10 protein-coding genes are annotated in these 12,362 nt (G+C 61.0%); 8 read left to right on the forward strand and 2 right to left on the reverse strand.

Annotated features, from left to right (window positions below):
• Positions 1-50 precede the first annotated feature (50 nt).
• The gene (gene ramB, locus NQ014_RS05170) at positions 51-1,475 is read left to right on the forward strand and encodes an acetate metabolism transcriptional regulator RamB (protein ID WP_257074055.1); all 1,425 of its coding nucleotides are present in this window, start codon (positions 51-53) and stop codon (positions 1,473-1,475) included.
• A gap of 236 nt (positions 1,476-1,711) precedes the next feature.
• On the opposite strand, the gene lpdA is transcribed toward ramB, so the two are convergent.
• Entirely contained in the window at positions 1,712-3,127 is a 1,416-nt protein-coding gene (lpdA, locus tag NQ014_RS05175; protein ID WP_257074057.1) for a dihydrolipoyl dehydrogenase, read from the reverse strand.
• An 82-nt stretch (positions 3,128-3,209) separates the two neighbouring features.
• On the opposite strand from lpdA, the gene NQ014_RS05180 reads away from it, so the two are divergent.
• From NQ014_RS05180 to NQ014_RS05210, 7 genes are all read left to right on the forward strand, one after another.
• A complete protein-coding gene (locus NQ014_RS05180; RefSeq protein WP_257074059.1) occupies positions 3,210-5,384 on the forward strand; it encodes a prolyl oligopeptidase family protein in 2,175 nt (724 codons plus the stop codon).
• 10 nt (positions 5,385-5,394) lie between these two features.
• Positions 5,395-6,855 (forward strand): M1 family metallopeptidase, encoded by a 1,461-nt coding sequence (locus NQ014_RS05185; protein ID WP_257074060.1) that lies wholly within the window; start codon positions 5,395-5,397, stop codon positions 6,853-6,855.
• An 18-nt stretch (positions 6,856-6,873) separates the two neighbouring features.
• The gene (locus tag NQ014_RS05190; RefSeq protein ID WP_257074061.1) at positions 6,874-8,229 is read left to right on the forward strand and encodes a lipopolysaccharide biosynthesis protein; all 1,356 of its coding nucleotides are present in this window, start codon (positions 6,874-6,876) and stop codon (positions 8,227-8,229) included.
• A gap of 74 nt (positions 8,230-8,303) precedes the next feature.
• A complete protein-coding gene (locus NQ014_RS05195) occupies positions 8,304-9,125 on the forward strand; it encodes a glycosyltransferase (RefSeq protein WP_257074062.1) in 822 nt (273 codons plus the stop codon).
• Positions 9,126-9,148: 23 nt separating this feature from the next.
• Entirely contained in the window at positions 9,149-9,841 is a 693-nt protein-coding gene (locus NQ014_RS05200) for a glycosyltransferase family 2 protein (protein ID WP_048732520.1), read from the forward strand.
• Entirely contained in the window at positions 9,838-10,260 is a 423-nt protein-coding gene (locus NQ014_RS05205; protein ID WP_257074063.1) for a DUF2304 domain-containing protein, read from the forward strand. Before NQ014_RS05200 ends, NQ014_RS05205 begins: the two co-directional genes overlap by 4 nt.
• Before the next feature lie 49 nt (positions 10,261-10,309).
• The gene (locus NQ014_RS05210) at positions 10,310-11,305 is read left to right on the forward strand and encodes a thioredoxin domain-containing protein (RefSeq protein WP_257074064.1); all 996 of its coding nucleotides are present in this window, start codon (positions 10,310-10,312) and stop codon (positions 11,303-11,305) included.
• A 6-nt stretch (positions 11,306-11,311) separates the two neighbouring features.
• On the opposite strand, the gene NQ014_RS05215 is transcribed toward NQ014_RS05210, so the two are convergent.
• Entirely contained in the window at positions 11,312-12,277 is a 966-nt protein-coding gene (locus tag NQ014_RS05215; RefSeq protein WP_257074155.1) for a GDP-mannose 4,6-dehydratase, read from the reverse strand.
• Positions 12,278-12,362 lie beyond the last annotated feature (85 nt).

Here is a 12,362-nt window from a genome sequence, read left to right on the forward strand (position 1 = left end):
GCAACGGTTTTCTACACAAGTTCAGCAAAGCCCGCGATATGCTGGGCAGTATGTCGAAAACCTATGTCGGATCCCGTCTCCGCCAGCTGCGCCGCGAGCGCGACCTCAGCCAGGCTGCGCTCGCGCAGGCGTTGGGCCTCTCGGCTAGTTACGTCAACCAGATTGAGCACGATGTCCGGCCCCTGACCGTGCCCGTTCTGCTTCGTATCACGGACACATTCGGCGTTGACGCGACTTTCTTCTCTCGCGATGACGACTCCCGCCTCCTCGCTGAGGTTCAGGACGTGGTGATGGACAAGGAGATCGCCAAGTCCCCCATGAATCTGCAGGAGATCTCGGAAATGGTTCGCGATCACCCCGACATCGCCCGCATTATGGTGGACATCCACCGCCGCTACCGCAATGTCACCGACAAACTCTCTCTGGCCACCGAGGAGCGCAACTTCGGCAACAGCACCGACACCGCCTCCGGCTCACAGGCGCTGACCATGCCACATGAGGAGGTCCGCGACTACTTCTACGCCCGCCAGAACTACATCGCTTCGGTCGACACCGCCGCCGAGGAGCTCGCCCGCGAGCTGCGCATCACCGACGAAACCACCGATGTGGTCTCTGTGCTGGCCGACAGGCTGTCCAACGACCATGGGATTCGGATTGCGCTGGAATCGTCGTTAGGCGATGTGCAGCACAGCCTTGATCGGCGGACGAAGACGCTCTACCTCGCGCGGCACCTCTCGCCGGGACAGCGGGCCTTCCGCATGGCCACGGAACTGGGGTTTTTGGAGCAGGGCGAGACCATTTCCGAAGCCGTCGCGTCCGGGCATTTCATGTCGGAAGAGTCGCGGAAGCTGGCGCAGCGCGGAGTCGCGACGTATTACGCGGCGGCGCTGATTCTGCCCTATGAGTCGTTCCATGCGATGGCTGAGTCGAAACGCTACGACATCGAGCTGTTGTCGCGCACGTATGGAGTCGGCTACGAGACCATCTGCCACCGACTGTCCACGATGCAACGCCCCAGCCTGCGCGGTATCCCGTGGACATTCGTGCGCGTCGACCGCGCGGGCAACATGTCCAAACGCCAATCCGCTACGGGCTTCCACTTCACGCATTCGGGCGGTACCTGCCCGCTGTGGAACGTCTACGAGACTTTCTCCTACCCCGGCAAGGTCATGCGGCAGGTCGCGCTCATGCCGGATGGTCGGCCCTACATGTGGATCTCGCGGACCGTGGAGCATCACGCGGCACGTTTCGGCAAGCCAGGTAAGGTTTTCGCCATCGGTTTGGGCTGCGAGGCCCGTCACGCTGAGCGCACTGTGTACGCCGATGGTCTCGATCTCGCGGACCTCGATGCCGCCACTCCGATCGGGGCTGGCTGCAGGGTCTGCTCCCGGGAGGCATGTCCGCAGCGCGCGTTCCCGCCGATCCATCGCGATATCGACATCAACATGCACCGCTCCACCGTCTCGCCGTACTAGTTCGCTTTACGACGGGCGCAGGACCGGCCTGTTTGCTGGGGGCTTGGTTTGCGGGGGGGAAAGACCCAAAAAGGAAGACCCAAAAAGAAAGTGCTTAAGTTTATGACACTTTCGCACCGATTTTCACGGTCAAACTGTCATAAACTTAAGCACTAACTCGCATCTGCCTGAGCCGGGATCAGCCCAGTGAGAGCCCAGGCCAGCGAAAACCGGCCCCAGGCCAAAGCCACAACCTCTTACAGGTTGATCATCTTGCCCATAACGCCCTCGGCTGCTTCCTTCATAGCCTCGGACATGGTCGGGTGAATGTGAACGGCGCGGCCGATTTCCTCAGTGGTCAGTTCGTACTTCTCAGCCAGAACCAGCTGCGGCATGAGCTCGGAAACGTTGGCGCCCACCATGTGGCCACCCAGCAGCTCGCCGTATTCGGCATCGGCAATGAGCTTCACGAAACCAGCCGGCTCCGCCAGACCCTGGGCCTTACCGTTTGCAGAGAACGGGAAGGTGGAGACCTTAATCTCGCGGCCGTTCTCCTCAGCCCACTTCTTGGCCTGTGCCTCGGTCTTACCGAAGGAACCAACCTGCGGGTTACAGAAGGTTGCGCGCGGCATCATGTTGTAGTCCGGGATGGTCTCGGTCTCGTGACCCGCCATGTGCTCAGCTGCGATAACGCCCTGTGCCTCAGCGACGTGTGCCAGCTGCAGCTTCATGGTGACGTCACCGATGGCGTAGATGTTGTCGACGTTGGTGCGCATGTACTCGTCGATGACAATCTCGCCGCGCTCGCCCAGCTCAACACCGGTCTTGTCCAGGCCGATGCCTTCGGTGCGCGGTGCGAAGCCGATGGAGACCATAACGCGGTCGACGGTCAGAGTCTGCTCGTCGCCACCATCCTTGGCCTCGACCTTGACCTCAACCGAGTCACCATTGTCCACGATGGAGGTGGTCTTGTGCCCGGTCATGAGCTTGACGCCCAGCTTCTTGTATTCCTTGGCAATAACCTTGGAGACGTCTGCGTCCTCGTTCGGCAGAACGTTGTCCATGAACTCGACGATGGTGACATCCACGCCGTAGTTAGCCAAGACGTATGCGAACTCCATACCGATGGCGCCAGCGCCGACGATAACCATGGAGTCCGGCAGCTCGTCGGAGAGAATCTGCTCTTCGTAGGAAACGATATTGCCGCCGACTTCAACGCCCGGCAGGGAACGGACGACAGAGCCGGTTGCAATAATCGCCTTGTCGAAGGTAATTTCCTTGCCCTTGTCATCGCCATCAGTGATAGCCATGGAGGTCGGGCCAGTGAATTCACCGAAACCGTTGATTTCGGTGATCTTGTTCTTCTTCATCAGGAAATGAACACCCTTGACGATGCCCGCGGACACCTTGCGTGAACGCGCGTGTGCGGCACCGAAGTCAAAGGAGACATCGCCGGAAATACCGAAGGTCTTAGCCTCATGGTTGAAAATGTGCGCCACCTCGGCGTTCTTCAACAGAGACTTGGATGGAATACAGCCAACGTTGAGGCAGACACCGCCCCAGTATTGCTTCTCCACCACAGCGGTCTTCAGGCCCAGCTGGGATGCACGGATTGCTGCGACGTATCCGCCAGGACCGCCGCCGAGTACTACAAGATCAAAATGTTCAGCCACGTGCACAAGTCTACGCACCACTTGCCTTTACTTCACGCGCGAGTCCCGGTTTTACCTACTGCGGTCGGCTACGGTGGTGGGCATGGGCACCGACACGGACACCGACATGGGCAACGATTTCTCCTTCCTCTCCACTGACCTTGTCCCCGATTGGCTGGACGATATCGACGGCTCCCAGGCACTGGCGTGGGCTCGCGCGCAGTCGGAGGCCGCCGTCGCAGGCGTCGATTCGCTTGCCGACGACACCAGCGACCGCACCAACCTGGAACAACGCATCCTGGCTGCGCTCAACACCGATGCCCGGATCGCATACCCGGTGCGGCGCGGCGAGTACCTCTATAACTTCTGGCGGGACGCCGAGCATCCGCGGGGCCTGTGGCGGCGCACCTCGTTGCAGAGCTACCTGGCTGGCCAGGACGATCCGCAGGCGACCGAGTGGGAAACTCTCATCGACCTCGATGCGCTGGCGAAAGCCGAGGGAGAAAACTGGGTTTGGAAGGGCACGGTGTGCCGCTATCCGGAGTATGACCGCGCGTTGATTCTGCTCTCTCGCGGCGGCGCCGATGCCACCGTGGTGCGGGAGTTTGACCTTGTCAACTGCATTTTTGTCGAGGATGAGCCGTTCTACCTCCCGGAGGCGAAGTCCGATGTCTGTTGGTTGGGCCGTGACGAGATTCTCGTTGGCAGTGACTTTGGTCCGGGGTCACTGACGGATTCGGGCTACCCGCGGCAGGTGCGTAGGTGGCGGCGCGGCATGCCGTCGTCAAGCGCGGATGTGATTTTCTCGGGCCACAGTGATGATGTGGCCGTAGGCGGCTGGTTCGACGCGACGGAGGGTTTCGAGCGGCTGTTCGTCGAGCGTGCGCATGATTTTTATAATTCGCAGCGGTTCGTGGCGGCGGAGCGCCCGGGCAAGTTGGCGGCGCAGCAAAACGGGGACTTTTCCCTGCAGATCCTGGAGGTGCCGCAGGACTGTCGGACGAGTGTCCATAGGCAGTGGTTGGTGCTGATGCCCCGCACGGAGTTCAATGGCATTCCGGCTGGTGGCGTGGCCGTTGTGGAGCTCGAAAAATGGCTGGCGGGCTCGCGTGAGGTGGAGGTGATTTTCACCCCGGATGCGCACACGTCGTTCCAGCAGCTGGCGTGGACGAAGAACTTCCTGGAGCTGACTCTGCTGGAGGATGTCGCGACGAAGTTGGTCGTCTTGCGGGAGGGCTTGTGGGAGCCGGTGGAGGCTTTCGGCGAGTTACCTGCACAGGCCACTGTGAGCGTGATTGATACGGCCTCTGAACGCGACGACGAAATCTGGTTGGTGTCGACCTCGGCAACGCAGCCGGCAACTCTCTGGTACGGGCAAGTCGGCAGCCCGCTCACGAAAGTGCGGCGTGCTCCGGCGCTCTTCGACAGTGAGGGGATGGAGACGCGTCAGCACTGGGCGACCTCGGCCGATGGCACGCGGATTCCGTACCGCATCACCGGCCGCTTCGACGCGGAGGCGGGCGCTGGTGCAAGCGCTGGCACAGGCGCGGAGGCAAGCACAGACGCACCCACTCCGACCCCAGCCCCTACCCTCGTGCACGCCTACGGCGGTTTCGAGGTCTCACTGGTCCCACAGTACTCGGCGATTCGTGGCCTGACCTGGCTCGAGCGCGGCGGTTACTTCGTCGAGGCCAACCTGCGTGGCGGTGGCGAATTCGGCCCGACCTGGCACTCCTCGGTGGTCAAGACTGAGCGGATGAGGGTCTATGAGGATCATCAGGCCGTGCTGCGCGACCTGGTTGCACGCGGCTACTGCACGCGCGAACAGCTGGGCGTGCGCGGTGGTTCCAACGGCGGGCTGCTGACCGCAGTCTGCCTCACCTCCTACCCGGAGTTAGTGGGAGCAGTGGTCTCCCAGGTGCCGCTGGCGGACATGATGCGCTACCACACGCTATCTGCGGGAGCCTCGTGGATGGCCGAGTATGGAAACCCGGACGACCCCACCGAGCGGGCTGCGATTGCGCAGTATTCGCCGGTCCAGCGCGTCGTCAAGCGAGAGCAGCTCGCTTACCCGCCGGCGTTGATTACGACGTCTACCAGGGACGACCGCGTCCACCCGGCGCATGCGCGGAGTCTGGCGTGGCTGCTGGCAGAAGCGGAACAGCCGGTGGACTATCACGAAAACACAGAGGGTGGGCACGCCGGCGCGGCGGATAATTCGCAGGTCGCGTTCGTCGAGGCGCTCATATCTACGTGGCTGTGGAACAAGCTGAAGTAAGGTAACAGCCGTGAGTAGCGCTGATTTCACTAATCCTTATACCGGTATTGCGTTCAACCTGGGTTTCCGGGTGAATAAGTACGAGCTGGACCTCGATTATCGGGTCGGGCCGAATCGTCTGAAAGCGACGGCGACTCTGCATATCGAGATCAACGCCTGGACCTCGCACATCACGCTCGACTTTGCGGATGCGCTGGGGGCCGATTCGGTGGATGCGATTTCCGATTCGCAGGCACACTCCATCGATGTGAAGCGCTGGCGCCATTCGGGACGCAAGCTGCGCGTCACCTTTGACCGCGAGTTGGCTCCCGACGAGACGCTGCGGCTGATTGTCACTTACTCGGGCACGCCACGTCCGGTGCGCTCGAAGTGGGGCGACATTGGCTGGGAGGAACTGGAAAACGGCGCGCTCGTGGCATCGCAGCCGGTGGGCGCGGCGTCGTGGTACCCCTGCGATGACGATCCCGAGGTCAAGGCATTTTACGAGTTCACGATGGTCACCGACGCTCCCTACGAGGTCGTCGCACCAGGGCTTGCCGACGCTCCGGTGAACGTGGGCGGATCGCGCCGCCGCTGGCGGTTTGTCACCGAGGAGCCCATGACCTCCTACCTGGCCACCATCAATGTCGGCCAGTTTAAGAAGGTCGAGCTGCCGTGCCAGACCTCGACCGTAGTGGCCTGGGTGCCCTCTGAGTTGGTGGCCAATGCCCGCCACGACTTCCGCGACCAGGGGCGCATGCTCGATGAATTCGCCAAGCTCTTTGGCCCTTACCCCTTCCGCGCCTACCAGGTGGTCATTTGTGAAGACGACCTGGAGATCCCCATCGAGGCACAGGGTCTGTCCATCTTCGGAGCCAACCACGCCGACGGCAAGGACACGTGGAATCGACTGATTGCCCACGAGTTGTCGCACCAGTGGTTCGGCAACAGCGTCGGCATTTCGCAGTGGCGCGATATCTGGCTCAACGAGGGTTTTGCCTGCTATTCCGAGTGGGTGTGGTCCGAAGTCAGCGGCGGTGCCAGCGCGGATGTGCACGCCCGCAAGCACTACCTGGACCTGCTTGAAGATGATCAGGACATCGTCATCGCCAACCCAGGGCCCAAGCTGATGTTCGACGACCGTCTGTACAAGCGCGGCGCGCTGACTGTGCACGCTCTGCGTCTGCTGCTGGGCGACGAGGTGTTCTTCGACCTGGTGCGCAAGTGGACCACCACCAACCGCCACAGTGTGGTCGATGCAGTGGACTTCCGCGCACTGGCCAACCGCGTATGCCGTGAGCGTGGCATCACCACCTCGCACCTGGATGTCATCTTTGACTCCTGGCTGTCACGCAGCTCCTTGCCGGACTTCCCCACCGACCCAACGCGTTCCCCTGCTGACCAGGGCATCGACGATAATGGTGCTCCAATCGTGGACGAGGAACTGGCCGCTCAGTTTGAAAAGCTCGGCTACTCGAAGGCCAAGGACTAGAGAGCTAGAGGCACGTCAATGTCCGGTTTCAAATGGTTGTCGCTGGCCACGATTGTCGCGGCGATAGGCAGCTTCGCGGTGCTGATTATCTCGGCCCGCGCACTTCCCAATGCGGTAAACCTGCAGTTCGTGGCGTTCTGGGGGTTTTTCTTCGCGCTCACGGGAGTTCTCGGCGGGCTGATGCAGGAGACCACGCGGGCAATCGGCGCTGCGGAATCGCGGGAGCGGGAGCGAAAACAGGAGCAGAGGCAGGAGCAGGGAGCCTCGGAAGCAGGTCAAATTCTCGGCGCTCGCCCCATCACAGTTTCCCTGGGCGTCGCCGCAGTTACTTTCATCACCATGGCAGTGACGGGTCCGCTGTGGGCCCCACTGGTCGTGCAGGATGACGCCGGCACTGCAATTCTGCTTATGGCTTTTGGTCTGGCGCTGTACTCCATGCAGGCCACCACCTCGGGTCTGCTCAGCGGCCGCCAACTGTGGGGCCCCTACGCCGCGCTAATCATGATTGACATTCTCGTGCGCGTGGCTCTGGCACTCATCGCCTGGTACTTCGGCTGGGGCCTGCTGGCCTGGCTGATTATCACGGTGTTCGGCACTGTCAGTTGGCTTATTCTCGCGCTGTTTTCCCCGGCAACCCGCTCGGTCATGTTCGCGCGTGCCGACGTCCCGGTGCGCCGCTTCGTCGCGCTTATGGTCACGGCCATGGGCGCATCCGGCGCATCTGCTGTGCTGGTCACAGGTTTTCCGACAATCGTCAAGATTGCCGGCGAAGCGGTCACCACTGGCGCCGGGATAGCCGAGTCGCTGACCCCGCCGCATGCCAACAACTTCACCGCAGCGGTGACCATTGCGGGTATCGCCTACGCTGTAACGCTGACCCGCGCTCCGCTGCTCATGCCCTTGGAGAAGTTCCAAAACGCCATCATTGTGAGCTTTGTCCGGCACCGCTCCGAGGGCGTACTGGCAGCGCTGGCCAAGCCGTTGGGAGCGCTGGCTGCTTTCGGCACCTTCGGGGCGGGCCTGGCATGGCTCATCGGCCCATGGATTATGACTCTCATCCTGGACGATAGCTATCACGTGTCCGGGCCGGTGCTCGCAGCGCTGACGCTCGGTGCGACGTTGACCGCCATGTTGATGATTACCGGCTCGGTCACCTTGGCAGTGGAAAAGCACCATATGTATCTGATCGGTTGGTTGGCTGCGACCACGATCGCCGTTGCCATTCTTTTCCTCCCTGGGCACCTGTCGGTACGCACGGTCGCGGCTATCGCCGTAGGCTCTGCAGTAGGTGTTGTCATTCACCTGCTTGCGCTGCGCAAACTTTCCCCGCGTGCTGCCAGGTCAGCCGTATCGGAGGCTTTTGCGGTGGAATAACATCACCCGCATCCAATGCCCCCCCAAAAAAAACCGTCCAAATCCCCCTGCAACTCCCAAGGTTCGAGACTCACATGTCCACCATCACTAACCTCACGGTTCTCATGACCGTCTACCACCGCGTCGTCCCCGACCAGCTCGACGCTGCACTGCAGTCGCTGTGGAACCAGACGCGTCCGGCCGCGCACGTCATTGTGGTCATCGATGGCCCGATCGGGCAGGAACTCGACCGGGTCGTCGTCAAGCATGAGCAGGCGCATTCGGAGATGACCGTGCTGCGGTGTGCGGAAAATGGCGGTTCGGGAGTGGCTTCGCAGGCGGGTCTTCAGTTGGTGGAAACGCCATGGGTGGCGCGGCTGGATGCGGACGATATTGCGCGTGCGGACCGCTTTGAAAAGCAGTGGGACGTACTGACCGCTAATCCGGAGTTGGATGTGTTGGGCAGTGCAATGGCGGAGTTCGAGGGCACGCCGGACAACGTGGTCCGCGTGCGGACTCTGCCGCAGACGCACGCCGAGATTGCGCGGTATATCAAGATCAATTCGCCCGTGAATAACCCCTCCTCGATGCTGCGAACGGCAAAGGTGCGTGAGGTCGGCGGGTATCGCGACATCCGTCTGATGGAGGACTACGACCTCTGGGTGCGCCTCATGGCCGCCGGTGCGAAGTTTGAGAATCTGCCCGAGCCGCTGGTGTACTTCCGTGCCGACGGCATGTTCGAGCGGCGAACCTCGCGCGGCATCATCCGCGGTGAACGTCAGCTCCAGCGCACGCTGGTAGCTGAGGGGCTGATTTCCAGGCCGCGGGCGGTGTTGAACTTGGCGGTGCGGACACTTTTCCGACTTTTGCCAACTCAGCTCATGTCACGCGCATATCGACGATTGTTTGTGCGGTAGGCTTCGGAGCGATGACTGACAACATGGATTTCTCGGACACCTGGCTGATTGTGCCGTGCTACAACGAGGGCCAGGTTATTCGTGAGGTTCTCGAGCACGCTCGCGAGACCTTCCCCAACATTGTCGCGGTCAACGACGGCTCTTCGGATAACTCCAGCCTGGAGATCCACCGGGCTGGCGCTCACTTGGTCAACCACCCTGTCAATTTGGGTCAAGGTGCCGCTATCCAGACCGGTGTGGAATACGCTCGCGCGCAGGCTGGCTCGAAGTACTTTGTCACCTTCGACGCCGATGGCCAGCACCAGGTCAAGGATGTCGTCGCCATGGTGCAGCGACTGCGCACCGAACCAATCGACATCATTGTGGGGACCCGTTTCGGCCGCCCTCGCGCCGAAGATGACCAGGTTCCGCTGATTAAGCGAATTGTCCTCAAGACGGTGGTCATGTTGTCACCACGCACGCGCCGACTCGGGCTTACCGACGCCCACAACGGTCTGCGCGCCTTCAACCGTACGGTGGCAGAGCAACTGAACCTGCGCATGAACGGTATGAGCCATGCCTCCGAATTTGTCGAGGTCATGGACAACAGAGGTTGGCGTACCGCTGAGCAGCCGGTGGATATCCTCTACACGGAATACTCCATGTCTAAAGGGCAATCCTTGTTCAACGGTGTCAATATCCTTGCCGACTCCCTGATTTCGAAGAGGCTGCCATGACCGCATCCATCGTTCAAATTATTTTGCTGCTGGCGATGGTGGGCCTGGTCGCTTACTTCGTCGCTAACCGTCGTAAGGCACGCGCCAAGGCGGGCGTGAAGCTGGGATTCGTCCTTTTCGTCGTCGCGTGCCTGTGGGCAATCGTGCGTCCCGACGACCTGACCGTGGTGGCCAACTGGATTGGTGTGACCCGGGGCACCGATTTGCTGCTCTACGTACTGGTGTTGGCGTTCGTGTTTACCACGGTGTCGTCCTACATCCGCTTCCGCGAACAGGAGCTACGCTACGCGCGACTGGCTCGTGCTGTGGCTTTGAAGACCGCTGTGCGTCCGGAAGAGGAAATTGTGATTTCGGGCAGCCAGAACAGCAGCCAAAAAGACAGCGCGACGAACGTCGAGAACAACGCTCCGTCCGACTAATCGACACGCTAAGCGCATGTGAATCTGAGGCTGTGGTTCCATAGAAGCCATGAGCGAAGAAAATAAGGACAACGCCGCCGCTGACAACAGCAGCGATTCGCAGCAGCCCTCGACAGACGCAGCGTGGCAGGCGACATCGCAGGAACCCCAGCAGGGTTCCCAGCCAGTACCCACTGAGCAGGACCTGGAGTCCTGGTCTGCCGACAGTAGTGGGAAAACCAAGTCGTGGTACTCGATCCCGAACGCCGCATGGGCGCTAGCTGTCGTCGCATTGATTGTTGTCGGCGCAGCGGGCTTCTTCGCTGGTTCGCGTTCGGCTAGCTTCAACGGCGTGAGCACCGTCAACATGGCGGGTGTTGCACCAGGCGAGGGCGAGATTGCGCCAGTGCCTGGCCCGAATGGCTCTTTCGACGCCAGCATCTACGGACCAAAGGCGGGAGCGCAGCTGAAGTCCCCGGAGGACATGGACAATGTCCACCGCCGCAATGAAAATGATCCTTTTGCTCTCGGTGCAGTGGATGCGCCGGTCGTAATCTCGATCTACTCGGACTTCGAGTGCCCGTTCTGCGCGAAGTTCGCAAACGAAACCGAGCCTGACCTCGTGGAAAAGTACGTCAACGAGGGACTGGTCCGCCTGGAGTGGAACGACATGGCCATCAATGGCGAGAAGGCCATCAAGGATGCTGAGGCCGGCCGTGCCGCGGCAGCTCAGGGCAAGTTCTGGGAGTTCTCCCGTGCGCTGTTTAAGAAGGCCGGGGAAAAGGGCCAGGGCCACCCGGAGTTCACTGAGAAGGACCTGATTGCCGTCGCTCGCGAGTCCGGTGTGCCGGACATGAAGCGCTTTGAAAAGGAGCTTAAGGACGGCAAGTGGACCGAGGCGGTCAAGAATGCCACCCAGTTCGGCTCCATGCTGGGCATTTCCGGAACTCCGGGCTTCCTCGTTGGCACTCAGTTCGTCTCGGGCGCACAACCTCTCGACGTGTTCGAGGACAATATCGAGCTGGCTCTCATCCACGCAAAGCGCATGGAAGAAGCTGGCAAGTAAGTTGCGCTAGCCCTGATTCCGGAAGTACTCCACAGTACGGGCAACGCCCTCCTGAATACTCATAGCTGGCTCCCAGCCGAGTACTTCACGCGCCCGCGTGGGGTCCAACGCCGACCGCGCCACATCACCAGTGCGCGGCGGTGCAAACTCCGGATTATCCTCAGCACCCGCAGCCTGCGCCACCAACGAGTGCAGCTGCCGATCCGAGGTTTCGACACCGGTGCCAATATTAAAGCGCATTCCGCCACCGACCTCGCCAGATGCGCGGTAGAAAGCATCCACCACATCGTCGACATACACATAGTCGCGGGTATTTCCGCCGTCGCCGAACACCTTGGTCGACTCTCCCGCCAGCAGACGCTGGGCGAAAATAGCCACCACGCCGGCCTCGCCGTGCGGATCCTGCCGCGGGCCGTACACATTCGCCGGCGCGATGTGCGAGCATTCGAGCCCGTAAAGATTGCGGAACATATTCAAGTACAGTTCGCCCGTCGCCTTTGAGGCGGCATAGGGGCTCATCGGATTGACCGGCACGTTCTCCGAGACCGGAAGCTCCTCCGGCGTGCCGTAGATGGAACCACCCGAAGATGTAAACACAACCTTGCGGACACCGTGCTTTCGAGCCGCATCGGCAAGTTTGATTGTGCCAATGATGTTCAGCGTCGCATCCCGCACCGGGTCGGCCACGGAAATCCGCACATCAATCTGCGCTGCGAGGTGGAAAATAACCTCCGGACGGTTTTGCTCGAGCAGCTCGTCCCAGTCAACCTCCAGCACATCGGCGGTTATGAACTCAAAGTCGTCGTTAAGCGATGCCTGCTGGAGGTTTTCCAGCTTTCCGTGGGAGAGATCGTCCAACGCCGTGACCGCGTACCCTTCAGCCAGCAGCCGGTCAACCAGCGTCGAACCGATAAATCCCGCACCTCCCGTCACCAGCGCACGCGGTTTCGCGCTTACCGACGATTCTGTCATCACGGTGGCCGGTGATTCGTTCTTGTGCTTCTCCATAGGAAGAACTATAGGCGCTTAGTAAGGAAAACCGCTTATACGTGTACCA

It is taken from the genome of Corynebacterium sp. 5QC2CO, assembly GCF_024580435.1.
Taxonomy (GTDB): Bacteria; Actinomycetota; Actinomycetes; order Mycobacteriales; family Mycobacteriaceae; genus Corynebacterium; species Corynebacterium jeikeium_D.